The 22,174-nt window shown below is 66.8% G+C and carries 24 protein-coding genes; 8 read left to right on the forward strand and 16 right to left on the reverse strand.

The features are described from left to right. The first annotated feature begins 18 nt into the window (after positions 1–18). The 4 genes from metX to SPHME3_RS0104485 all read left to right on the forward strand — a co-directional run bounded on the left by metX (position 19) and on the right by SPHME3_RS0104485 (position 2,666). Positions 19–1,149, forward strand: a complete 1,131-nt coding sequence (metX, locus tag SPHME3_RS0104470; protein ID WP_017980479.1) for a homoserine O-acetyltransferase MetX — start codon at positions 19–21, stop codon at positions 1,147–1,149. Further along, entirely contained in the window at positions 1,149–1,589 is a 441-nt protein-coding gene (locus tag SPHME3_RS0104475; protein WP_017980478.1) for a GNAT family N-acetyltransferase, read from the forward strand. The genes metX and SPHME3_RS0104475 overlap by 1 nt, the downstream gene beginning before the upstream one ends. Further along, positions 1,586–2,173, forward strand: coding sequence for a methionine biosynthesis protein MetW (gene metW / locus SPHME3_RS0104480; RefSeq protein ID WP_017980477.1), 588 nt, complete (start codon positions 1,586–1,588; stop codon positions 2,171–2,173). The genes SPHME3_RS0104475 and metW overlap by 4 nt, the downstream gene beginning before the upstream one ends. An 85-nt stretch (positions 2,174–2,258) precedes the next feature. Beyond that, positions 2,259–2,666, forward strand: a complete 408-nt coding sequence (locus SPHME3_RS0104485) for a response regulator (RefSeq protein WP_017980476.1) — start codon at positions 2,259–2,261, stop codon at positions 2,664–2,666. Here SPHME3_RS0104485 and SPHME3_RS0104490 read toward each other — a convergent pair. From SPHME3_RS0104490 to SPHME3_RS0104515, 6 genes are all read right to left on the reverse strand, one after another. Continuing rightward, entirely contained in the window at positions 2,663–4,186 is a 1,524-nt protein-coding gene (locus SPHME3_RS0104490) for a sensor histidine kinase (protein WP_017980475.1), read from the reverse strand. The two genes, SPHME3_RS0104485 and SPHME3_RS0104490, sit on opposite strands and share 4 nt — an antisense overlap. Positions 4,187–4,200: 14 nt before the next feature. After that, positions 4,201–4,776, reverse strand: a complete 576-nt coding sequence (gene ssb / locus SPHME3_RS0104495) for a single-stranded DNA-binding protein (RefSeq protein ID WP_017980474.1) — start codon at positions 4,774–4,776, stop codon at positions 4,201–4,203. Positions 4,777–4,785: 9 nt separating this feature from the next. Next, complete coding sequence (gene feoB, locus SPHME3_RS0104500; protein WP_024310319.1) at positions 4,786–6,648, reverse strand: ferrous iron transporter B; 1,863 nt, start codon at positions 6,646–6,648, stop codon at positions 4,786–4,788. Between the two features lie 13 nt (positions 6,649–6,661). Continuing rightward, entirely contained in the window at positions 6,662–6,934 is a 273-nt protein-coding gene (locus SPHME3_RS0104505; protein ID WP_017980472.1) for a FeoA family protein, read from the reverse strand. A 112-nt stretch (positions 6,935–7,046) separates the two neighbouring features. Then, a complete protein-coding gene (locus SPHME3_RS0104510) occupies positions 7,047–7,718 on the reverse strand; it encodes a COQ9 family protein (protein ID WP_017980471.1) in 672 nt (223 codons plus the stop codon). Then, entirely contained in the window at positions 7,715–8,668 is a 954-nt protein-coding gene (locus SPHME3_RS0104515) for a DMT family transporter (RefSeq protein WP_232479636.1), read from the reverse strand. Before SPHME3_RS0104515 ends, SPHME3_RS0104510 begins: the two co-directional genes overlap by 4 nt. 52 nt (positions 8,669–8,720) lie before the next feature. Here SPHME3_RS0104515 and SPHME3_RS0104520 point away from each other — a divergent pair, with 52 nt between their 5' ends. After that, entirely contained in the window at positions 8,721–9,794 is a 1,074-nt protein-coding gene (locus tag SPHME3_RS0104520) for an alkene reductase (RefSeq protein ID WP_017980469.1), read from the forward strand. 45 nt (positions 9,795–9,839) lie between these two features. On the opposite strand, the gene SPHME3_RS0104525 is transcribed toward SPHME3_RS0104520, so the two are convergent. The 6 genes from SPHME3_RS0104525 to SPHME3_RS0104550 form a co-directional block, all read right to left on the reverse strand. After that, entirely contained in the window at positions 9,840–10,259 is a 420-nt protein-coding gene (locus SPHME3_RS0104525) for a hypothetical protein (protein ID WP_017980468.1), read from the reverse strand. A gap of 7 nt (positions 10,260–10,266) precedes the next feature. Further along, entirely contained in the window at positions 10,267–10,701 is a 435-nt protein-coding gene (locus SPHME3_RS0104530; protein WP_017980467.1) for a TIGR01244 family sulfur transferase, read from the reverse strand. Positions 10,702–10,899: 198 nt separating this feature from the next. Further along, complete coding sequence (recQ, locus tag SPHME3_RS0104535; RefSeq protein WP_017980466.1) at positions 10,900–12,669, reverse strand: DNA helicase RecQ; 1,770 nt, start codon at positions 12,667–12,669, stop codon at positions 10,900–10,902. 92 nt (positions 12,670–12,761) lie between these two features. Then, on the reverse strand, positions 12,762–13,328 hold the full coding sequence (locus SPHME3_RS0104540) for a hypothetical protein (protein WP_017980465.1): 567 nt from the start codon (positions 13,326–13,328) through the stop codon (positions 12,762–12,764). 2 nt (positions 13,329–13,330) lie between these two features. Then, entirely contained in the window at positions 13,331–13,897 is a 567-nt protein-coding gene (locus SPHME3_RS0104545) for a ComF family protein (RefSeq protein WP_017980464.1), read from the reverse strand. A gap of 89 nt (positions 13,898–13,986) precedes the next feature. After that, on the reverse strand, positions 13,987–15,834 hold the full coding sequence (locus tag SPHME3_RS0104550; RefSeq protein WP_017980463.1) for an ABCB family ABC transporter ATP-binding protein/permease: 1,848 nt from the start codon (positions 15,832–15,834) through the stop codon (positions 13,987–13,989). 96 nt (positions 15,835–15,930) lie between these two features. Between SPHME3_RS0104550 and SPHME3_RS0104555 the strand changes: the two genes are divergently transcribed. Further along, positions 15,931–16,161, forward strand: coding sequence for a hypothetical protein (locus SPHME3_RS0104555; RefSeq protein ID WP_017980462.1), 231 nt, complete (start codon positions 15,931–15,933; stop codon positions 16,159–16,161). Positions 16,162–16,300: 139 nt separating this feature from the next. Here the strand turns inward: SPHME3_RS0104555 and SPHME3_RS0104560 are convergent, their stop codons facing one another. Continuing rightward, positions 16,301–16,975 (reverse strand): energy transducer TonB, encoded by a 675-nt coding sequence (locus SPHME3_RS0104560; protein ID WP_017980461.1) that lies wholly within the window; start codon positions 16,973–16,975, stop codon positions 16,301–16,303. Positions 16,976–17,193: 218 nt separating this feature from the next. Then, on the reverse strand, positions 17,194–18,531 hold the full coding sequence (locus SPHME3_RS0104565; RefSeq protein ID WP_017980460.1) for a glutamate--tRNA ligase: 1,338 nt from the start codon (positions 18,529–18,531) through the stop codon (positions 17,194–17,196). A gap of 91 nt (positions 18,532–18,622) precedes the next feature. On the opposite strand from SPHME3_RS0104565, the gene SPHME3_RS0104570 reads away from it, so the two are divergent. Then, complete coding sequence (locus SPHME3_RS0104570) at positions 18,623–19,558, forward strand: ribose-phosphate pyrophosphokinase (RefSeq protein WP_024310320.1); 936 nt, start codon at positions 18,623–18,625, stop codon at positions 19,556–19,558. A gap of 69 nt (positions 19,559–19,627) precedes the next feature. Here SPHME3_RS0104570 and SPHME3_RS0104575 read toward each other — a convergent pair whose 3' ends face one another. Beyond that, positions 19,628–19,978: a PilZ domain-containing protein gene (locus tag SPHME3_RS0104575; protein ID WP_017980458.1), complete on the reverse strand. Its 351-nt coding sequence runs from the start codon at positions 19,976–19,978 to the stop codon at positions 19,628–19,630. A 24-nt stretch (positions 19,979–20,002) separates the two neighbouring features. After that, a complete protein-coding gene (locus SPHME3_RS0104580) occupies positions 20,003–20,518 on the reverse strand; it encodes a sterol desaturase family protein (protein ID WP_017980457.1) in 516 nt (171 codons plus the stop codon). Positions 20,519–20,649: 131 nt separating this feature from the next. Here SPHME3_RS0104580 and sucC point away from each other — a divergent pair, with 131 nt between their 5' ends. After that, the gene (gene sucC, locus SPHME3_RS0104585; protein ID WP_017980456.1) at positions 20,650–21,849 is read left to right on the forward strand and encodes an ADP-forming succinate--CoA ligase subunit beta; all 1,200 of its coding nucleotides are present in this window, start codon (positions 20,650–20,652) and stop codon (positions 21,847–21,849) included. Positions 21,850–22,174: the final 325 nt, after the last annotated feature.

Consider the following 22,174-nt stretch of genomic DNA (forward strand, 5'->3'; position numbering starts at 1 on the left):
CGCCGTAGCGATGCGCCCATGAGCGAGGATATGCGGTTCGGCTGCGGGCGACAGGCGACGCTGCCGGGGCCACTGCGCCTCGATGGCGGCACGTTGCTGTCGCCGGTCGAGATCGCCTACGAAACCTATGGCACGCTCGACGCCGATGGCGGCAATGCGATCCTGATCTGCCACGCATTGACCGGCGATCAGCACGTCGCCTCCACCCACCCGCGCACCGGCAAGCCTGGCTGGTGGACGCGCCTCGTCGGTCCCGGCAAGCCGATCGACCCGGCGCGCGACTTCGTCATCTGCTCGAACGTCATCGGCAGCTGCATGGGATCGTCCGGCCCGGCGAGCATCAATCCCGCGACGGGGCGCCCCTGGGGCATGGCCTTCCCGGTCATCACTATCCGCGACATGGTCCGTGCGCAGGCCATGCTGCTCGACCATCTCGGCGTCGCCCGACTGAAGGCGGTGGTCGGCGGCTCGATGGGGGGCATGCAGGCGCTCAGCTGGGCGGCGACCTTCCCGGATCGCGTTGCCGCGGCGGTCGTCATCGCCTCGACCGCGCGCCACTCCGCGCAGAATATCGCCTTCCACGAAGTCGGCCGCCAGGCGATCATGGCCGATCCCAAATGGCGCGGCGGCGACTATTACGATGGCGATCCCCCCGCCGCCGGCCTCGCCGTCGCGCGCATGGCCGCGCACATCACCTATCTGTCCGAAGCCGGCCTCACCGAAAAGTTCGGCCGCCGGCTGCAAGCCCGCCCCGGCAAGCAGGACGGTGCCAAGAGCTTCGGCTTCGACGCCGATTTCCAAGTCGAAAGCTATCTGCGCCACCAGGGCCTCGCCTTCGTCGATCGGTTCGACGCCAACAGCTACCTCTACATCACCCGCGCGCTCGACTATTTTGATTTGGCCGAGGAACATGGCGGCCTGCTCGCCAACGCCTTCCGAGGGCCGGCGACGCGCTTCTGCCTCGTCAGCTTCGACACCGACTGGCTGTATCCGACGCAGGAATCGCGCAACATCGTCGCCGCGCTCAACGCTGCCGGCGCACCGGTCAGCTTTGTCGAGCTGTCCAGCCCCTATGGCCACGACGCCTTCCTGCTCGACGCGCCGGAGATGAACCGCGTGATCGACGGTTTCCTGAAAGGCGGGCGATGATGGACCTTGGGATCGACCTCGACGACGACAAGGACCGGCTCGATATCGCGCGCATCCATGGCTGGCTCGCGTCGAGCTACTGGTCGCCGGGGATCGACCGGGCGTTGGTGGAACGCGCCATCGCCGGCTCGCACTGCCTGGGCGCTTACGCTGGCGGCGAGCAGATCGGTTTTGCCCGTGCGATCACCGATCACGCGACCTTCGCCTGGATCGCCGACGTCTGGATCGACGAAGCGGCCCGCGGGAAGGGACTGGGCCGGCGCATGGTCGGCTGGTTCGTCGACCATCCCGCCTTTGCCGGCATCCGCCGCATCGGCCTCGTCACCGCCGACGCGCATGGCGTGTACGAAGCGCTCGGCTTCCACGCGCTGCTCCGCCCCGATCGCTTCATGGAGCGTCTGTCGCCCGCGGCCGCCGCGCTGTTGAAGACGGCGTCATGACGCTGCGCCCCGACCTCGCCGTCATCGCCGGCCATGTCGCGCAGGGATCGCGCGTGCTCGACATCGGCTGCGGCGACGGCGCGCTGATGGCGGCGCTGCGCGATCAGCGGGGCTGCGACGCGCGCGGGCTGGAGCTCGACGCGGGCAATGTCGCGGCGGCGGTGGGGCGCGGGCTGTCGGTGATCCAGGGCGACGCCGATATCGATCTCGCCGCCTATCCCGATCGCAGCTTCGACTATGCGATCCTCAGCCAGACGCTGCAGACCGCGCGGGCGCCCGATGTCGTGCTCGATCATCTGCTTCGCATCGGCCGGCGGGCGTTCGTCAGCTTCCCCAATTTCGCGCAATGGCGCATCCGCCTGTCGCTGCTGTGGGGTGGGCGGATGCCGGTGACGCGGCAATTGCCCGAACAATGGTATGACACCCCCAACATCCATCACGTCACGATCGACGACTTCCGCGCCTTCCTGAAAGCGCGTGGCGTGACCGTGGAGGGGGCATGGTTTCTGTCGGGCGACCGGCAACGCAGTTCGGCAGCGGCCAACCTGCTGGCACAGCATGCAGTTTTTCTGTTGCGGCATTGACGGCGCACGTCCGTATCGGACATAAACCTGGACGGTTCGGAACAAACCTATGTGAAAGCGGTTTCTCGGCTCCAAGCCAGGATGGATGATGACCAAAACCGCACTAATCGTCGAGGATGAGATTTTTGTCGCCCTCGACTTGGAGCGTATCCTGGTCGATGGCGGCTATCAGGTCGCCGGCATCGCCGCGGATGCGGAAAGTGCGTTGCAGGCGGCACCGGGTTGCGGCTTCGCCTTCGTCGACGTCAACCTGCGCGATGGGCCGACCGGCCCGCGTATCGCGGAGCAGATCGCGCGCGATTATGGCGTGAAGGTCGTCTTCGTCACTGCGAATCCGGCACAGATCGATTGCGGGCGCGACTGCGCGCTGGGTTACATCCGCAAACCGTTCAGTGAATCGGCGATCCTCGCTGCGGCGGCTCTCGCGGCGGAGGGGCGGTCACCCGCCGCCAACGACGATATCGTTTTGCTCGATTCGAGCCGTCAGGCCTAGGCGCGGTTCAGCGTCGCGATCGGCACGCGGACCGTTACGACCAGTCCTTCCGCCTTCCATTCGCGCGTCACCACCCCGCCCAGCTGTCGCACGGCGGACAGTTCGATCAGCTGGCTGCCGAAACCGTGCGGCCCATCCGGCGCGGCGACTGAGGGACCGCCGCGTTCGCTCCAGCACAGCACCACGTCCGCGTCGTCGCGCGCGACGGTGACGTCGACGGCACCGTCCTCGCTCGACAGGGCGCCATATTTCATCGCGTTGGTGGCGAGCTCGTGGAACAGTAGCGCGAGCGGGGTGGCCGAGCGATCGTCGATCGTGACCGCATCGCCGCTGACCGTGATCGGCTGATAGTCCCCACGCCGATAGGGTTCGAACAACTCGCTGAGCAGGCCGTGCAGCGAATTCTGCTGCATCGCGGGCCGCGAATTGGGGCTGTGCGGTCGCACGAAATCATGGGCCCGCCCCAGCGCGATGATCCGGTCGCGCAGATCGGCGGCGGCCGGCGCGAACTCGGGCCGTGCGCGCGCCGCGAACGAAATCAGGCCGGAGATCACTGAGAAGATGTTCTTGATCCGGTGTGACAGCTCCTGGCTGATCAATTCGCGCTCGTGCAGCGCCAGTTTCTGTTCGTGGATGTCGGTGCAGGTGCCGAACCAGCGCGTAATCTGCCCGTCCGTGTCGCGGATCGGCAGGGCCCGGCCCAGGACCCAGCGATAGGTGCCGTCGGCATGGCGCAGGCGATATTCGATCTGATACGGCGCGCCTGTCTCGAGCGAATGGCGCCATATCTCCCAGGCGCGGGCCTGATCGTCGGGATGGAACATGTCGTTCCAGCCCTCGCCATCGGTCGATCCGTCCGGCACGCCGGTGAATTCGTACCAGCGCGCATTGTAATAATCGTGGAAGCCGTCGGGCAGCGTCGACCACACCATCTGCGGCATCGTGTCGGCCAGTGTGCGGAAGCGATCCTCGCTGTCGGACAGGCGTTGGCGCGTGTCGCGATCGGTGCGGCGCCACGTGGCGGCATCGCGGCTGTCGCGCAGCCGGGCCATCACCGCCTCCGCCAGCGTTTCCAGCCCTTGCCGTTGCAGGGCGGTCAGCCCCTCGGGCCGTGGGCGGGTGTCGAGCACGCACAGCGAACCGAGCGGCACGCCATCGTCGGCGACCAAAGGTGCGCCGGCATAGAAGCGGATGTGCGCCTCGCCCGTCACCAGCGACATGGCGGAAAAGCGCATATCGCGCGTCGCGTCCGGCACCACGGTGATGCCGCGTTCCATCATGGCGAGCGCACAGAAGGACGTGTCGCGCGGCGTTTCCGTCATGTCGACGCCGGTGTGCGACAGGAAGGTCTGTCGCGTCGCCTCGACCAGGCTGATCAACGCGATCGGCGCGTCGCAAAGAGCCGCGGCAAAGTCCGTGATCCGGGTGAGCGCGGCATCGTCGCGCAACGACTGCGGGTCGTGCGCGGCGAGGGCTTCGGCCCGGCGCGTCTCGCTCGCCGGTTCACAGACGGGTGTCATCGCTGAACGACGGCTCAGAACGGCACGTCGTCGTCGAGATCGTCGGCGAAGCCGCCGCCCGGACCACCACTCTGCCCGCCGCCGAAGCCACCACGGCCGCCGCCGGATGCACCACCAGACGAACCGCCACGGCTGCCGCCGCCGTAGCTGCCGCTCGACCCGCCACCGAAGTCGTCGCCGCCGCCCCAGTCGTTGCCGCCACCGCTACGGCCGCCACCGCCGCCGCCCTGGCCGCCGTTAGGACCGTCGAGCATGGTCAGCACGCTGTTGAAGCCCTGCAGCACGATCTCGGTCGAATATTTGTCCTGACCGTTCTGGTCCTGCCATTTGCGGGTCTGGAGCTGGCCCTCGATATAGACCTTCGACCCCTTGCGCAGGAATCGCTCGGCGACGTTGGCGAGGCCTTCGTTGAAGATCGCGACCGAATGCCATTCGGTCTTTTCCTTGCGTTCGCCGCTGTTGCGGTCCTTCCACGATTCGGACGTGGCGATGCGCAGGTTGACCACCTTGCCGCCGTTCTGGAAGCTGCGGCTTTCGGGGTCGCGCCCCAGGTTGCCGACCAGAATGACCTTGTTGACGCTGCCTGCCATGGGATCCTCTTAGAGGCCGGCAAACGTTGCCAGCCAGAATGTGATCCCCGCCATGACATAAGCAGCGGCGAAAAGGTAGCCAACCATGAACAGCGGCCACTTCCACCCGTTCGTCTCGCGTCGGGTCACGGCGATCGTGCTGATGCACTGCGGTGCGAAGACGAACCACATCAGGAACGCGAGCGCGGTCGGCAGCGTCCAGCGGCCGCGGATCTGGTCGGTGATGCGGTCGGTGCCGCTGCCGTCCTTGTCGTCGATCGCATAGACGGTGCCGATCGCCGACACCGCGACCTCACGCGCTGCCATCGCCGGCAACAGCGCCAGCGCGATGTCGCGGTTGAAGCCGATCGGCTTGACGACATATTCGATGCCATGGCCGATGCGGCCGGCGACCGAATAGTCGACCGGACTGATCCCGCTGCCCTCGGGCGGCTTGGGGAAGCTGAGCAGCAGCCAAAGCACCACGGTCGTCGCCGCGATGATCGTGCCGGCGCGCTTCAGGAAGATCACCGCGCGCTGCCACAGCCCCAGCGCGACGTCGCGCATCCGCGGCATCTGATATTTGGGCATTTCCATCATGAAGCCCGACGAGGCGCCCTTGGTCACGGTACGCCGCAGGATCAGCGCCGCGACATAGGCGCCGGCGATGCCGGTGATGAGCAGTCCGAACATCACGACGCCCTGCAACCGCACGAAGGGCAGCAGCGGCGTGTTGGGGATCATCGCGCCGATGATGAGGGTGTAGACCGGCCAGCGTGCGCTGCACGTCATCAGCGGCGCGATCAGGATCGTCGTCAACCGGTCCTTCTCGTCGTCGATCACGCGCGTCGCCATGATGCCGGGAACGGCGCAGGCGAAGCTCGACAGCAGCGGAATGAACGCGCGCCCCGACAGGCCGACGGTCGCCATCAACCGGTCCATGAGGAACGCCGCGCGGACCATATAGCCCGACGATTCGAGCACGAGGATGAAGAGGAACAGGATCAGGATCTGCGGCAGGAAGACGATCACCGCGCCCACGCCGGCGATCAGCCCGTCGGTCAGCAGCGAGCGGACGAAGCCGTCGGGCATCGCGCTCTTGATCGCATCCTGCAACGCGCCGAAGCCCGCATCGATCGCGTCGGCGGGCACGGTCGCCCAGGTGAACACCGCCTGGAACATCACGAACAGGATCGTCACCAGCAGCAGCGGACCCGCGACCGGGTGCAGCGCCACCGCGTCGAGCGCATGCGCCCAGCGCCGCCCCGCCGTCTCCGACACCGTCGCCGCCGCGGCGATCTGTCGCGCGCGGCGCTGCAGCGTCACGATATCGTCGTCGATGCTGCCATCCGAGGGGCGCAGGCGCGTCGCCGCGCCGCCGACCAGAATCGATCCCAGCGCCGCCCGCAGGCCGTCCAGCCCGCGCTTGCGCACCGCGACGGTCGCGATCACCGGCACGCCCAGCTCGCGCTCCAGCACCGCCGCGTCGAGCGTCAGCCCGTCACGTTCGGCGAGATCGACCATGTTGAGCGCGACGACCACCGGCAGGCCGAGCGCGATCAACTGCAACGTGAAGCGCAGATGGTTGTCGAGATTGGCCGCGTCGACCACCACCACCAGCGCATCGGGCAGGCGTTCCAGGCTGCTCGCGCCGGTGACGACGTCGCGCGTCACGCGTTCGTCGGGGCTGGAGGGTTCGAGGCTGTAGGCGCCGGGCAGGTCGATCAGCTCGACCGGGCGACCATCGTCCAGCACTAGCCGGCCCGAATGCCGCTCCACGGTGACGCCGGGATAATTGCCGACCTTCTGCCGCGCGCCCGTCAGCGCGTTGAACAGCGCGCTCTTGCCGGCATTGGGATTGCCGACCAGCGCCACCAGCGGGGCTGCATGCACGGGCGGCGTCGGCTTATTCGGCGCCGGCCGGCAGCGCGACGTGGACGGCTCCCGCCACCGCGCGGCGCAGCGCGACGGTCATCCGCCCGATCCGGCAGGCGATCGGGCCGCTGCCCAGCGAAGCGCGGTGCAGCACCTCGACCGACACGCCCTCATCGAAACCCAGTTCGCGCAACCGCCGCGCCTCGGGCGCAGCAAGTCGCGCCCAGTCGATCCCCGCCACCGTCGCCGGCTGACGCCGGGGCAGCGAGACGAGATCGAGGGATGGCGTACGCGACATATCCATGCTGCGAGTGATTATCATTTACGCAGGAGCGAGTAAAGGGTGCGTCTCCGACCTATCGGGATGCGACGCGCCGCCCGGTACAAAGTCCGTCACCCCAGACTAGGTCCGGGGATCACACCACCGGATACCGCAGCCGCCCGACGAAGCGCGACAGGCTGGGCCGGTGCTCGTAGCGCTTGACGAACCCCGCCTTGGCCTTCTCGAACCGCATGATCCCGTCGATCCGCCGCGACAGGAACGCGCGCGTGTCGGCCTGTCCCTCGCTGTCGTCGTCCAGGAACACCGTGATCGTCGCGGTATAGACGCCGAGTAGGATCGTCCGCTTCGTGTAGTGATTGTAGTCGGTTGCGGTATCGCCGGCCATGCGCCACATCGTATCGACGCTGCGCCAGCCGAGCTTCGCTGCTCGCGCGACATTCTGGGGCATGGCGAGGATGGTCAGCGCGCGGCGCAGCGCCTCACGATCGGGGGCCAAAGCGTCGAGCCGCGACTCGACAAGCCCGGCGATGCGTTCGCGAATCTTCATCGTCGCAACGCGTTCGGGCGGCAGCTCCTGCGCCATCGCCGCATCGATATGCGCGAACCAGGCATCGATCATGTCGACCGCACCGCCGGAAAAGGCGAGTCGTGCAACGTCGCGGTCGATCCCCGCCGCCTCGGCCGCCATATCGCGCGCGGCGTCACCCCAGCCGTCGAACGCGGCATTGGCGGCGATGCCGGGGGCGAGCGACACGCGAATCTCGTCGAGCGTCAGGTCGCTGGTGTCGATCGTATCCTGGGTCATGCCGCCATCTCCTGCGCCTGCGCACGCGCCGGTGCAACCTCGGCGCGGCGCACCAATACCAGCGCCACCGCGACCAACGCCACGCCGATCCAATCGGCTCCCTGCAACCGCTCGCCATAGGCGATCCAGCCCACCGCGCCGGCGACGATCGGCTGGATCAGCAGCGCGATGCCGACGATCAGCGGCGACATGCGGCCCAGCGCATAGATCATGCAGCCCTGCCCGAAGACCTGGCTGACGAGGGCGAGGCCGAGCAGCGCGCTCCAATGCCCCGGCCACACACGCTCGCCGAGCAACACCGCGAACACGAGCAGCGGCAGCGCCGTCGCGCAGCTCGCCAGCGCCAGCGCCGGCAGCGGTCGCATCGTTTCGCGCACCTTGGCCATCATGATGAAATAGACGGTGTAGAGGATGCCGGCGACGATGCAGAGAAGGTCGCCCGCCAGGTTGCGCGGATCGACCTGGTACGACCGGCCCATCAGCAGCCCGGCACCGACCGCCGCGAGCAGCAGCGCGATCCCCTGTCCGCGCGATGGCCAGGCGCGCGCCACCAGGAATCCGTACAGCGGATAGATCAGGATCGCCGAATTGCCGAACAGCGTCGCATTGGCCATCGTCGTGCGCACGATGCCGAGGTGCCAGCTCGCCAGATCGGCGGCGAAGGCGACGCCCCCGACGGCGATCAGTAGCCACAGCCCGCCCGGCATCCGCACCGGCCGGGCGCCTGCCGCCAGCGACAATGCGGCGAGGAAGGGAATCGCCAGCGTGATCCGCCAGAACCCCGCCGCCACCGGCCCGACATCGGCCAACCGCACGAACCACGGCCCGAATGCGAGCGCGATATTCGCCAGGATCAGCGCGACGAAGCCCAGCGCGGGCGCGGTGTCCGTAGCGGCAACCGGCACCGTTGGCGCAGGCACAGTTTTTCTTGTGGGGTCGGGCCGATGCATGCCGCCCTGTAGCGCCCTATCTTCCCCGCGTCAGGCCACTAACGGAGCATCCATGCCGAGCCTTTTCGACCCCATCCAGCTGGGCGATATCCACGCCGCCAACCGCATCCTCATGTCGCCGCTGACCCGCGGCCGCTCGACCGACGGCCATGTGCCGACCGAGATCATGATCGACTATTACCGCCAGCGCGCCAGCGCCGGCCTCATCATCACCGAAGGCACCGGCATCAGCCAGGAAGGGCTGGGCTGGCCCAACGCGCCGGGCCTGTGGACCGACGAGCAGGTCGAGGCGTGGAAGCCGGTGACCGCGGCGGTGCATGAGGCGGGCGGCAAGATCGTCGCGCAAATCTGGCACATGGGCCGCCTGTCGCGCCCCGACGTGATCGGCATGACGCCGCTGTCGTCCTCGGCGACGCGTGCGCCCTATCACAAGGAGCCGAACCCCTATGGCGAGGCGCGCGCCGCGACGCTCGACGACATCGCCCGCGTACAGGACGATTATGCGACGGCCGCGCGCAACGCGATCCGTGCCGGCTTCGATGGCGTGCAGCTGCATGGCGCCAATGGCTATCTGATCGACCAGTTCCTGCGTGACGGCACCAATCATCGCGACGACGATTATGGCGGCAGCTCGGAAAACCGCATCCGCTTCATGCGCGAATCGGTGGCACGCGTCGCCGATGCGATCGGGGCGGGCCGCACCGGCATCCGCCTGTCGCCCAATGGCGAGACGCAGGGCGCTGATGACAGCGATCCCGCCAGCGTCTTCGTCCCCGCCGCGGCGGCGCTCGACGCGCTCGGCATCGCCTTCCTCGAACTGCGCGAACAGGGCCCCGACGGCACGTTCGGCAAGAGCGACGTGCCAAAGCTCAGCCCCGAAATCCGCAAGGTCTTCAAGGGGCCGCTGGTGCTGAACCAGGATTATGACGGCGCCAGTGCGCAGGCCGACCTGGATTCGGGTGTTGCGGATGCGATCGCCTTCGGTCGCAAATATATCGCCAACCCCGATCTGGTCGAACGCCTGCGCCAGGGCGCGCCGCTCAACCAGGACGACCCGAAGACCTGGTATAGCAAGGGCCCCGAGGGCTACACCGACTATCCCGCGCTGGAAACGCAGGCCGCGTAATCCGCCTGCCCCTCCTCCGGTCGCGCCGGGGGAGGGATACCGGCTTCAGCCGATCATCTTCTTGAGATCCGCTGGCGCCAAGCGCCGCACGTCGAGCGCATCGACGCCCGCGATCAGCACCCGGCCCATGCGCCGGTCGCCGCTGTCGATCTCGATCCCCTCTACCGTCGAGCGCAGCGCGAGCCACGCGATCTCGCACACCGTGATCCTTTTGCCATAGCGGCGCATCACGGCGACGCGGCCCGCGCGATCGACCGCCAGCGCGCCCACGCCATCCGCGCCGACCACCGCGCCCAACGTCTCGAATCCGCCCAGCGACTCGTCCGCCGCCGCGGCGGCCTCTTCGGGCGACTCGATCCGCCCGACGCGTCCACGGCGCACCGCCCAGACGATGCCGCCGACGACCAGCAGTACCATTAGGCCCGCGATCAGCGCGATCCCGATCGCCGTCTCATCGAAGCGCATGGCCGGATCACTGCCCGCCGGCGAGCGCGTCCAGCGTCGGGCGCATCCCCGACAGATCGTAGCCGGCGACGCGCGCCTGGGCGACCAGCAGCTCGGGGTTGCGACCCGCCTTCGCGGCGGCAAGCGCCCACAGGTTGCAGCTGCGCGTTCCCGACCGGCAATAGGCGAGCACGGGCCCGTCCGCGCCGACCAGCGCCTGCGTCATCGCGTCGATCTGCGGGTGCGAGAAGCCGGCATGCGTGATCGGGATCGCGACATAGGTCAGGCCCGCCGCCTCCGCCGCAGCACGGATCGCCTCGCCCGCCGGCTGGCCCGCTTCCTCCTCGTCGGGGCGGTTGTTGACGATGCCCACAAAGCCCGCCGCCTTGATCGCCGCCATGTCCTCGGGCGAGATCTGGGGGGCGACGCTGATGGATTCGTTGATCGTGCGGATATCGGCCATCCGGTCCCGTTACGCGATCAACCGAGCCGCGTCAGCCGTTTTGGTCGCGGTCCGACAGGATTTTAGTGCAGCGATCGCCCGGTCCACAACCACCGTTCGTGCTGAGCCTGTCGAAGCACAGGCGTCCCCACGCGCGACGCCGCGTGGGGTAGCATGCCCTTCGACAGGCTCAGGGCGAACGGGGGACTTGGCTCGCCGCTAATCCGCCGCGCGGATCACCTCCAGAAACGCGTCGCCATACGCCTCCAGCTTCCGCGCGCCGATGCCGGATAGGTGCATCAGCGCGGATCGGCTCGTCGGCCGCTGCGCCGCCATCTCGCGCAGCACCGAATCGTGGAAGATGACATAGGGCGGCACGCCGGCCTCCTTGGCCAGATCGCGGCGGCAGGTCCGCAGCGCTTCGAACAGCGGATTATCGGCCGGCTTGATCGCCACGCCCGCGTCACGCTTCTTGCCGCGGACCCGCTTGGGCGGCAGCACCAGCATCACCCGCGCGCCCTCCTTCAGGATCGGCCGCGCGCCGGGGCCGAACTCCAGCCCGCCATGCGCATTGGTCCGCAAGGCATCGCGCAACAGCAGCGCGCGGGCGACCGGCTTGACGAGCGCCGCCTCCTCGCCCGCGACGATGCCCCACACCGACAGCGCCTCGTGCCCGCGATCGATGCTGCGGTCGGTCGACTGGCCCAGCAGCACCTGCTCGACATAGCCCGCGCCGAACAGTTGGCCGGTACGGAAGACGGCGGACAAAAACTTCTGCGCAACCGTCGTCGCATCGACCGCATCGGGGGACCCCAAGCAATTGTCGCAATTGCCGCAGTCTTCGATGAGGTCTTCGCCGAAATGCTTCAGCAGGATGCGACGCCGGCAGCCCGCCGTCTCGACCAGCGCCCCCAGCGCGGCCAGCCGCGTCCGCTCGCCCGCCTGTCGCTCAGGCTCCACCTCGCCGATCCGCTGGCGCGCACGCGCGAAATCCTCCGCACCCCAGAACAGATGCGCCACGGCCGGATCGCCGTCGCGGCCCGCGCGGCCGGTTTCCTGATAATAGGCCTCGATCGATTTCGGCAGGCCGGCATGCGCGACGAAGCGGACGTCGGGCTTGTCGATGCCCATGCCGAACGCGACCGTGGCGCAGATCACCATGTCTTCGCTAGCGACGAAATCCGCCTGGTTTTTCGCGCGGATATGCTGCTCCAGCCCCGCATGATAGGCGCGGGTCGGCCGGCCGGTGCGGGCGAGCGCCTCCGCCAGTTTCTCCGTCGCCGCGCGCGTTTGCGCATAGACGATGCCGGGGCCGGGCGTGCCTGCGATCACATCGGCGATCTGCTTGGTCGTGTTCGCCTTGGGGGTGATCGCATAGCGGATATTGGGGCGGTCGAAGCCCGACACGATCAGCCCATCCTGCGGAATGCCGAGCTGCGCCAGGATATCGGCGCGGGTATGCGCGTCCGCCGTCGCGGTGAGCGCCAGCCGCGGCACGTCCGGGAAGGCGTCCATCAGCGGCGCGAGCAGGCGATAATCGGGGCGGAAATCGTGCCCCCATTCGCTGACGCAATGCGCCTCGTCGATCGCGAACAGGCTGAGCTTCGCGCTGCCCAGCAGCTCGCGGAAATGCCCGGTCGAAGCGCGTTCGGGTGCGATATAGAGCAGGTCAAGTTCGCCAGCCTTGAACCGCGCGATCGTCTCGCCACGATTCTGGTCGGCGCTGGTTAGCGTGCCTGCGCGAATGCCCACCGCTTCGGCGGCACGCAACTGGTCGTGCATCAGCGCGATGAGCGGCGAGACGACGACGCACGTCCCCTCCAGCATCACCGACGGCAGCTGGTAGCACAGCGACTTACCCGCGCCGGTCGGCATCACCCCCAATGTCCGCTCGCCGGCTAGCACGCGGTGGACGACCTCTTCCTGCACGCCGCGGAACCCCGCAAAGCCGAAGACGCGGGACAGGGTGGGCAGGGGATCGGGACGCATTACCGGCTCATGTAGGCGGGACGGGCCGCAGCGTCGAGGCGTAGGCTAAGCCATCTGCCCGTCGCCGTCGCCTGCCTTGTTGGACGGGCACATCATAAAGACAGTGCACCCTGTCGATGGCGAAGAGCGCCGACCTTATCGGACAGGCGCATCTTCTGCTCTGCTTTGTCCCTTGCCGTTACCGACATCAAGTCGATCAGACGGTTTAGACCCTCCACATCGGCAACCTTCATGAACTCTTTCGCCTTGTTGACGAACACGACGGACTTTTTGCCTGCGGAGAGCAATTCGATGACATTCGAAAGCGTGCCCGTGCTGCGCGTATCCCAGATCATGAGCCCGTAATCGGCGGCTTCCGCCATCGCGATGTCCTTGGCAGTGAACCACCGGCGCGTGCCCGGCGGAGCATCGGGATAAATATGCTCGACGGGCCAATCTCCGACATTGTTACGCGGGCGGTCTCCGCTGCAGTAGACCGTAACGGCGCGCGCCTGTCGATCCAGCAACACGCGCTGAATTGCCGTATCGGCGCCATCTGCATCGCCCACCACGACCGCCATATCACGATCGACGGCATTCCCGATGCGATCGCAGACGACAGGGTGCAGTCGGCTGATCGCGATGGATCCGGCGATGAAGACCGTCCCGCTGGTGGGCACTGTTATCTCCAAGTCAACACAGCCACATAGATGCGCCCGATCCTGTGCGAGGTCCGCAACGCGGCGCACGCGGCGTCGAGAGAAGCACCAGTATGGATCAGATCGTCGATCAGCAACACATCGACGGGGCCGTCAGCCAGGCCAGCGTCGCGGACTGAAAACGCATCGGCCAGCACGGCGTCCTTATCCGATCGGTTGGTCAGGTCTTTGAGCTGTGACGTGGCGGTTTTTTGGAGCAGGGCGCCGTCCATCCGAATGCCGAGGATGCGGCTGACCTCCGTCGCAAGCTCCGTCACGGGCTGGCGCGGCCGTACGGCGGATGCAGGCATCGGAACGATGACATCGAACCGCGGAAGAGTGGCCTGTATCTGTTTCGCCAAGGCATCGGCCAGTGCCGGTACGTATTGCCAGCCGCCGCGATATTTCAGCTGAAACAAAGCCTCGCCAATGTCGGTACGCTTTGTGTCGAACTGCGGATTCCCATTGTCGTCGTCGCCGAGATACGTGCTCGATACGGTGTGCTTGTCGAGTGCGAAGCCTTGGTCCCAAAGGCCATCGATTATCTTCATTATAAGACATCCCCGTCACGTTGCGTGGGGAAGCCGTATGAAGCTTATGCCTCAGCGCTGAAGGTCGTAGCTGATCCGTTTTGGCGGCGTCACTCCGCCGCCAGCGCGCCCTCGCCGGCGCCGGCGACATCCTCGTCGTCGCGCTCCTGTGCCTGGCGTGCCCACATTTCGGAGTAGAGCCCGCCGCGCTTCAGCAGTTCCGCGTGCGTACCGCGTTCCGCCACCCGGCCACCGTCGAGGACGACGATCTGGTCGGCATGCACCACCGTCGACAGGCGGTGCGCGATGACGATCGTCGTGCGGCCGCGCTCGATCGCCTTCAGCGTGTCGAGAATTTCGGCCTCGGTCCGGCTGTCGAGCGCGCTGGTCGCTTCGTCGAGGATCAGGATCGGCGGGTTCTTGAGCAGGGTGCGCGCAATCGCGACGCGCTGTTTCTCGCCGCCCGACAACTTGAGTCCGCGCTCGCCCACGCGCGTCGCGAAGCCATCGGGCTGGCGTTCGATGAAGCCGGCGATCGCCGCGCCTGCCGCAGCCTGGGCGATCTCCGCGTCCGACGCGCCTTCGCGGCCATAGCCGATGTTGTAGCCGATCGTGTCGTTGAACAGCACGGTGTCCTGCGGCACGATGCCGATCGCGGTGCGCAGGGAGGCTTGCGTCACGGTGCGCACGTCCTGCCCGTCGATCGTGATTGCGCCCGCATCGACGTCGTAGAACCGGTACATCAGCCGCGCGAGCGTCGACTTGCCCGCGCCCGATGGCCCCACCACCGCCAGCGTCGTGCCCGCCGGAATGTCGAGGTCGAGGCCCTTCAGGATTTCGCGATCCGCGTCATAGCCAAAATGCACGTCCTCGAACCGCACGCGCCCGCGATCCACCACCAGCGGCGCGGCGTTTGGCGCATCGACGACCTCGGCGGGCGTATCGATCAGCGCGAACATGCTCGCCATGTCGATCACGCCCTGGCGGATCGTGCGATAGACCATGCCGAGCAGGTCCAGCGGCCGGAACAGCTGCGACAGCAAGGTCGACACAAACACCACGTCGCCCGCCGAAAACCGCCCCTGGCTCCATCCCCAGGCGACATAGGCCATGCCGCCGCCAAGCATCGCGTTGGTGATGAGCGCCTGGCCGACGTTGAGCCATGCAAGGCTATTTTCCGACTTGGTCGCCGCGGCGGCATAGGCGCTGATCGCCGCGTCATAGCGCTTCGCCTCGCGCTCCTCCGCGCCAAAGTATTTGACCGTCTCGAAATTCAGCAGCGAATCCACCGCATGCGCGACCGCGCCGGTGTCGAGGTCGTTCATCTGCGCCCGCAGCGCGTTGCGCCAATCGGTCACTTTTTGCGTGAAGACGATATAGATCGCGACCATCGCCACCGTCGCCGCGACCAGCGGCCAGCCGAAGCTGGTCCAGAAGATCGTCAACACCATGGCCAGTTCCAGCACGGTCGGCGCGATATTGAACAGCAGGAAATACAGCATCGTATCGATGCTCTTGGTGCCGCGTTCGACCACCTTGGTGACGGCGCCGGTGCGCCGTTCCAGATGGAAGCGCAGCGACAGGCCGTGCAGGTGACGGAAGACACTCGCCGCGAGGCGCCGCGTCGCATCCTGCCCGACGCGTTCGAACACCGCGTTGCGCAGATTGTCGAACAGGGTCGTCGAGAAGCGCGAGGCGGCATAGCCAACCACCAGGAGCACGACGATCGTGACGAGGCTTCGGTCGCCGACGCTCATCCGGTCGACCGCATATTTCAGCGTATAGGCCGCGCCGAAGACCTGAACGATCTTGCTCGCGACGACGAGCAGCATCGCGACGACGATGCGCGCCTTCAGGCCCGTTTCACCCGCAGGCCACAGATAGGGGAGGAAACGGCGCAGCGTCGGCAGCAACGGCTGGTCGGCGCGGGTCTGGCTGGTCGGATCGGTGGGCGGCATTGCCGCTTATGTAGGCACGGCGTCCCTGCGAAGAAAGCGCGCCGCGGAACATACTAGCGCCCTCGCGAATTTTACCAGTTGACAAGCGAGGGCATCATGGAACCGTTGTTCTACGTGATGGCGATCATGGGCTGCGGCGACGGCAACGTCCAATGCACCGAGGCTCGGGTCGTCCCGATCCACTATCAGTCGATGGCGCAATGCCGGGCGGCACTGCCCGATCAGCTCGCGCGCAACACGGACGTGCCCTATCCGATGATCGGCGCACAATGCCGTACCTCGGGCGCGCAGATCGCAAAGGCGGACATCAAGCCGCGTCGGTCGTAACCCGTCTTCGGCAACCCGGGGTGGCCGTCATCCCGGCGCAGGCCGGGGTTTTCCAGTGTTATGAGACGGCAGGGGCCGGGAAAGGTTTTGGCCCGGATTGGGGTGACGCGTCCCGGACGGAAGCGTCACCCCACGCCGTTTACCCGGCATCCTCCATGCGAAACGTCAGCGTCATCGTCCGCCACGCCTCGACCGGCACGTTACCGCGCGTCGCCGGCTTGAAGCGCCAGGCCTTCAGCGCCCGTTCCTGCGTCGTACGCCAAAAGGCATCACTGGTCGCGTTGACCTGTTCGATCTGCTTCACGCGCCCGTCGACGCCGACCAGCACGCGCACCGTCACGCGACCATCGCGATTGGCGCGGCGTTCGACTGCGGGATAATCCGGCTGGAAGGCGTCGGCGTAGCGCGCATCGATGCTGGGGCCGACAAACGGTAGTGGCGCGGGCGGTGCCGGTGCCTCGACCGCCGGCCCGGGATCGGTGCCGATGATCTTGGTCGGTGCCGGTGGCGTCGGAATCGTCGTTAGGGCCAGGTCGGTCGGGTTGGTCGGCACGGTGATTTCCGGCACGGGTGCCAGGATCGTCTCGGTCGCATGATGCGGCGCCGTTTCGGCTGGCTTCACCTCTGGCATTGGCGGCGGAGGTGGCGGGTCGAGCGGGATATTGCCGATGACCAGCACATGGTCGGGGCCCTCGGGCAGAATCTTCGGCACCGCGAACATCAGCGCCGCGACCAGCGCGGCGTTGATCGCGATGGCGGCGGTCAGTCCACCGGGGTTGAAACGGGTCGGCTTGGCGTAGCGGTCTGCATACATCGTCCGTCTCCTCTCTGTCGGGTCGCCCTCGACCGGGGCGACGCCGCTCAGACATGAAACGTTACACCATAACATATGATCGTCAAGGGGTTGGGCGATGCCGCTTTGCGTCGCAGAGGCGGACAGGAAGGGGAGAAAGGGCTCACGGCTAAGCGGGACGCCAGCCCGCGCGATTTACCCGTCCGAACGGCGACTGCCCCTGCAAAGCGCGGCCGATCTTATCCAGCTGCGTCCCGCAGGCGTGCGACGGCGCGCGGCTGGCCGATAAGCGGCAATAGCGCCGCCATGTCGGGGCCGTGGTCGAGCCCAGTCAACGCCTGACGCAGCGGTAGAAACAGCGCTTTGCCCTTGCGGCCCGTCGCTGCCTTGAGCGACGTCGTCAGCGCCGCCCAGGCGTCGTCGCCCCAGTCCAGTCCCTCTGCGACTGCCGCCGCGTTGGCGAGATAGGCACGCGCCTCGTCGTCCTGCGTCGGCGCGGCGATCGGCCCCTCGATCACCTGCCACCAGTCCGCCGCCTCGGCGACGCGCGACAGGTTCGGCCGCACTGCATCCCATTCCGCCGCGCCCATGCCGTCGGGCAGCCGATCGGCGACCGCGTCATAGGCCAGCTGGTGGACGATCCGCGCATTCACCTGCGCCAGCTCCGCCTCGTCGAATCGCGCCGGCGCGCGGCCGAAGCGGGCGAAGTCGAAGGCGGCGATCAGCGGTGCGGGATCGACCATCGGCTCGACCGGATCGCTCGTCCCGATCCGCGCGAGCAGCGCGACGACCGCCTGCGGCTCGATCCCCGCGTCGCGAAAATGCGCGACGCCCAGCGATCCCAGACGCTTGGATAATTTGCCCTCGGCGCCGGTCAGCAGCGCTTCGTGTGCAAAGGCGGGTGGCGTGACGCCCATCGCATCGAACATCTGCAATTGCAGCGCGGTGTTGGATACATGGTCCTCGCCGCGCACGACATGGGTGATGCCCAGATCGGCATCATCGATCGCCGATGGTAGCATATACAGCCACGATCCGTCGGCGCGGCGCACGACGGGATCGCTCATCGTCTTCGCATCGAAGCTTTGGGCACCGCGGATCAGATCGTCCCAATGGATCGGTGCGTCATGATCCAGCTTGAACCGCCAGTGCGGCGCGACGCCATCCGCCTCAAACTGCGCCTTTTGCGCATCGCTCAGCGTCAGCGCCGCGCGATCGTACACCGGTGGCAGGCCGCGCCCGAGCAGGATCTTGCGCTTCAGATCCAGTTCCTGTGCGCTCTCATAGGCCGGATAAATGCGCCCCGCCGCGACCAGCGCATCGAACCGCGCCTGATACAGCGCGAATCGCTGCGACTGGCGCACCTCGGCATCGGGCGTCAGGCCCAGCCAGGCGAGATCGGCGCGGATGCCGTCGACGAACCGCTCCTCGGACCGCTCGGCATCGGTATCGTCGATGCGCAGCACGAACCGCCCGCGCTGCCCCCGCGCGAACATCCAATTGTGCAGCCCCGCCCGGATATTGCCGACGTGGAGCATGCCGGTGGGAGAGGGGGCGAAGCGGGCGATGACGGTCATGCCCGCGCTCCTACCGCCGCGGGCGGGCGAAGCGAAGCGGTTTGCGAAAGGCGCCATCGACGATAAAGGGCGGCGCAAGGGAGCCCAGCGCATGAAACTGATCACCGGCAATTCGAACCTTCCGCTCGCGCAGGCGATCGCGAACTATCTCGAAAGCCCGTTGACCGACGCGCTGGTCCGCCGGTTCGCCGACGAGGAGATCTTCGTCGAAATCCAGGAAAACGTGCGCGGCGAGGACGTGTTCGTGCTCCAGTCGACCGGTTTCCCGGCGAACGACAATCTGATGGAGCTGCTGATCATCATCGATGCGCTGAAGCGCGCGTCGGCCAAGCGCATCACGGCGGTGATCCCCTATATGGGCTATGCGCGCCAGGATCGGAAACCGGGGCCGCGCACGCCCATCTCGGCAAAGCTCGTCGCCAATCTGGTCACCGTCGCCGGCGCCGACCGCGTGCTGTCGGTCGATCTGCACGCCGGGCAGATCCAGGGCTTCTTCGATATCCCGACCGACAATCTCTATGCCGCACCCGTGATGAGCGCGGACATTCATGCGCGCTTCAAGGGTCGCAACCTGATGGTCGTCTCGCCCGACGTCGGCGGCGTCGTGCGTGCGCGCCAGCTCGCCAAGCGACTCGACAACGCCCCGCTGGCGATCGTCGACAAGCGCCGTGAGCGTGCCGGCGAATCGGAAGTGATGAACATCATCGGCGACGTCGAAGGACGCTTCTGCATCCTGGTCGACGATATCGTCGATTCGGCGGGTACGCTGTGCAATGCGGCGGCGGCGCTGCGGCAGGCGGGGGCGGAGGATGTCGTCGCCTATGTCACGCACGGCGTCCTGTCGGGCGGCGCGGTCGCGCGCGTCGAGGGATCGGTGCTGACCGAACTCGTCATCACTGATTCGATCGGCAATCACGAATCGATCGGTGCGACGTCGAAGATCCGCCACCTGCCGATCGCGCCGCTGCTGGGCGAGGCGATCAAGCGCATCGCCGACGAAACGAGCGTGTCGTCGCTGTTCGACTGACGGGTGCAGGCGCGGCCACTCACGCGTACAGCGTGACGCGACTGACGACGGCTTTACCGGCGTCAGCGCCTATCGCTGGCTGAGCGCGATGATATGGTCGAACACCGCCGGGTGCAGCGGCTTGGCGAAGGCGCAGCCATATTGCGTCTTGTCCCGCCACGCGACCACGGCCTCCAGACCGGCCAGCCCCGGCAGCGTCAGCCACACGATCGTGCCCGGCCATAGCGTAAAGGACGTTTCGGCGCGGAACCCCATCAGCGACAGGTCGGTCACGTCGATTTCGAACCGGGTCTGCCCGCGATCGCGCAGGTGCGCGCGCATCGTCACCGCCTTGCGCAGCGATCGGCGCGACTCGGCGCCCTCCTCCGTCCCGTTAAGGGCGATGGGCTGGTACGGCGGCGTGAAGGTCGGCTGTTCCATGGCTGTATCGTGCCACGGAAGGCGTTACTTTTCTGCCAACGGCTCCCCGGCGGGCGCTCGCACCCCCTGCCGCCCGCGCCGCTTGAGTTCGGCCTTCAAGGCTTCGGGCCGGGGAGCGACCAGGAAGCCGAAGCTGACGTTGCCCTCGCGCGTTTCGACGACATGGTGCAGCCGATGCGCCTGGACGATCCGCTTCATGTAGCTGGACTTGGGCAGATAGCGCGTCGGGATCCGCTGATGGACGATGATGTCGTGGAACCCGAAATAGATCGCGCCATAGGCCGCGATTCCCGCGCCGATCCACGCGAAGCCCGGCCACCAGCCCAGCTGTACCCCGCCAAGTAATAGTACGAACGAGGGAACCGCGAAGATCGCAGCGTACAGGTCGTTGAGCTCCCAATTGCCTTCGCGCTTGGTGTGGTGGCTCGCATGCAGGAACCAGCCCGGCCCGTGCATGATCCAGCGGTGCGCGGCATAGGCAAAGCCCTCCATGCCGATCACCGTCGCCAGAAACATAAGGATGCCGATCGGCCAGGACATGCGTATTCCATCTAATGCGAAGCGTTTGCGATAACGATCGGACCCCGTGCTATATCCGGGGTGGATTCGTCGCGCCGCCTGTGCAAAGGGCGGCGGCAATCTCCTCTTTATAGCATAATGCGAGGCAGGCCATGAACATCCACGAATATCAAGCCAAGGAACTGCTGGCGAAGTTCGGCGTGCCCGTGCCGGCAGGCTTTGCGGCGCTCAGCGTCGAGGAAGCGGTCGAGGCATCGAAGAAGCTCCCCGGACCGCTGTATGTCGTCAAGGCGCAGATCCACGCCGGCGGCCGCGGCAAGGGCAAGTTCAAGGAACTCGGCCCCGACGCCAAGGGCGGCGTCCGTCTCGCCAAGACCGCTGATGAAGTTCGCGCGCACGCGACCGACATGCTCGGCAACACGCTGGTGACGATCCAGACCGGCGACGCCGGCAAGCAGGTCAACCGCCTGTACATCACCGACGGCGTCGACATCGCCAAGGAATTCTACCTCGCGCTGCTCGTCAACCGCGCGACCGGCCGCGTCTCGATGGTCGCTTCGACCGAAGGCGGCATGGACATCGAAACCGTGGCGCATGACACGCCCGAGAAGATCCACTCGATCGACATCGACACCGCGACCGGCTTCATGCCGCATCACGGCCGCGCCGTCGCCGCCGCTCTCGAACTGACCGGCGACCTCGCCAAGCAGGCGGCCAGCGTCGCGTCGAAGCTGTATGACGCGTTCCTGGGCACCGATGCCGAGCAGATCGAAATCAACCCGCTCGCCGTCACCGACGATGGCAAGCTGGTCGTGCTCGACGCCAAGGTCGGCTTCGATGGCAACGCCATGTTCCGTCACAAGGACCTGATGGAGCTGCGCGACACCACCGAAGAGGACGCGATGGAGCTGGAGGCGTCGAAGTACGACCTCGCCTACATCAAGCTCGACGGTGACATCGGCTGCATGGTCAACGGCGCCGGCCTCGCCATGGCGACGATGGACATCATCAAGCTGAACGGCATGTTCCCGGCCAACTTCCTCGACGTCGGCGGCGGCGCCAACAAGGAGAAGGTGACGGCGGCGTTCAAGATCATTCTCGCCGATCCGGCGGTGAAGGGTATCCTCGTCAACATCTTCGGCGGCATCATGAAGTGCGACATCATCGCCGAGGGCATCGTCGCTGCCGCTAAGGAAGTGAATCTGTCGGTGCCGCTGGTCGTCCGCCTGGAAGGCACGAACGTGCAGGCCGGCAAGGACATTCTGGCGAACTCGGGCCTCGCGATCGTTCCTGCGAACGACCTGGGCGATGCGGCGAAGAAGATCGTCGCAGAGGTCCAGAAGGCCGCGTGATCCCTTAGTCCTCCCCCGCAAGGGGGAGGTGGCGCCGCGCAGCGGTGACGGAGGGGGAGGATAGGGTGCCGTTTATGAAGGCCGGTCCTGACGTCCCCTTCGATCATTCGGCCGATGCCGAACGGTTCCCCCGCCTGGCGGGGAAGGACTTTGCGATAGAAAATTCCTCAGGCTCGGGCATCATGTCCGGGCCTGATTCGTTTGGGCGGTAGACCTGCCGTTACGGCAACCGGCGCTTTCCGTACCGGACTTGCGAAAGGCACGGAAAACCGCCATCTCACCCGCCGATACGACGCCAAAAAGGTGTCGGAGGCGCAATCGGAAG

The sequence above is a fragment of the Sphingomonas melonis DAPP-PG 224 genome (genome assembly GCF_000379045.1).
Classification (GTDB): Bacteria; Pseudomonadota; Alphaproteobacteria; order Sphingomonadales; family Sphingomonadaceae; genus Sphingomonas; species Sphingomonas aquatilis.

Coding starts and splice junctions, on each gene's coding strand:
- SPHME3_RS0104505 (WP_017980472.1), bottom strand. CDS start 6,934: ATGGATATGTCGCGTACGCCATCCCTCGATCTCGTCTCGCTGCCCCGG.
- SPHME3_RS0104545 (WP_017980464.1), bottom strand. CDS start 13,897: ATGAAGATAATCGATGGCCTTTGGGACCAAGGCTTCGCACTCGACAAG.
- SPHME3_RS0104510 (WP_017980471.1), bottom strand. CDS start 7,718: ATGACCCAGGATACGATCGACACCAGCGACCTGACGCTCGACGAGATT.
- SPHME3_RS0104530 (WP_017980467.1), bottom strand. CDS start 10,701: ATGGCCGATATCCGCACGATCAACGAATCCATCAGCGTCGCCCCCCAG.
- SPHME3_RS0104520 (WP_017980469.1), top strand. CDS start 8,721: ATGCCGAGCCTTTTCGACCCCATCCAGCTGGGCGATATCCACGCCGCC.
- SPHME3_RS0104475 (WP_017980478.1), top strand. CDS start 1,149: ATGGACCTTGGGATCGACCTCGACGACGACAAGGACCGGCTCGATATC.
- sucC (WP_017980456.1), top strand. CDS start 20,650: ATGAACATCCACGAATATCAAGCCAAGGAACTGCTGGCGAAGTTCGGC.
- SPHME3_RS0104515 (WP_232479636.1), bottom strand. CDS start 8,668: ATGCATCGGCCCGACCCCACAAGAAAAACTGTGCCTGCGCCAACGGTG.
- SPHME3_RS0104565 (WP_017980460.1), bottom strand. CDS start 18,531: ATGACCGTCATCGCCCGCTTCGCCCCCTCTCCCACCGGCATGCTCCAC.
- recQ (WP_017980466.1), bottom strand. CDS start 12,669: ATGCGTCCCGATCCCCTGCCCACCCTGTCCCGCGTCTTCGGCTTTGCG.
- SPHME3_RS0104555 (WP_017980462.1), top strand. CDS start 15,931: ATGGAACCGTTGTTCTACGTGATGGCGATCATGGGCTGCGGCGACGGC.
- ssb (WP_017980474.1), bottom strand. CDS start 4,776: ATGGCAGGCAGCGTCAACAAGGTCATTCTGGTCGGCAACCTGGGGCGC.
- SPHME3_RS0104525 (WP_017980468.1), bottom strand. CDS start 10,259: ATGCGCTTCGATGAGACGGCGATCGGGATCGCGCTGATCGCGGGCCTA.
- SPHME3_RS0104560 (WP_017980461.1), bottom strand. CDS start 16,975: ATGTATGCAGACCGCTACGCCAAGCCGACCCGTTTCAACCCCGGTGGA.
- SPHME3_RS0104580 (WP_017980457.1), bottom strand. CDS start 20,518: ATGTCCTGGCCGATCGGCATCCTTATGTTTCTGGCGACGGTGATCGGC.
- SPHME3_RS0104490 (WP_017980475.1), bottom strand. CDS start 4,186: ATGACACCCGTCTGTGAACCGGCGAGCGAGACGCGCCGGGCCGAAGCC.
- SPHME3_RS0104570 (WP_024310320.1), top strand. CDS start 18,623: ATGAAACTGATCACCGGCAATTCGAACCTTCCGCTCGCGCAGGCGATC.
- SPHME3_RS0104575 (WP_017980458.1), bottom strand. CDS start 19,978: ATGGAACAGCCGACCTTCACGCCGCCGTACCAGCCCATCGCCCTTAAC.
- metW (WP_017980477.1), top strand. CDS start 1,586: ATGACGCTGCGCCCCGACCTCGCCGTCATCGCCGGCCATGTCGCGCAG.
- SPHME3_RS0104485 (WP_017980476.1), top strand. CDS start 2,259: ATGATGACCAAAACCGCACTAATCGTCGAGGATGAGATTTTTGTCGCC.
- SPHME3_RS0104550 (WP_017980463.1), bottom strand. CDS start 15,834: ATGCCGCCCACCGATCCGACCAGCCAGACCCGCGCCGACCAGCCGTTG.
- metX (WP_017980479.1), top strand. CDS start 19: ATGAGCGAGGATATGCGGTTCGGCTGCGGGCGACAGGCGACGCTGCCG.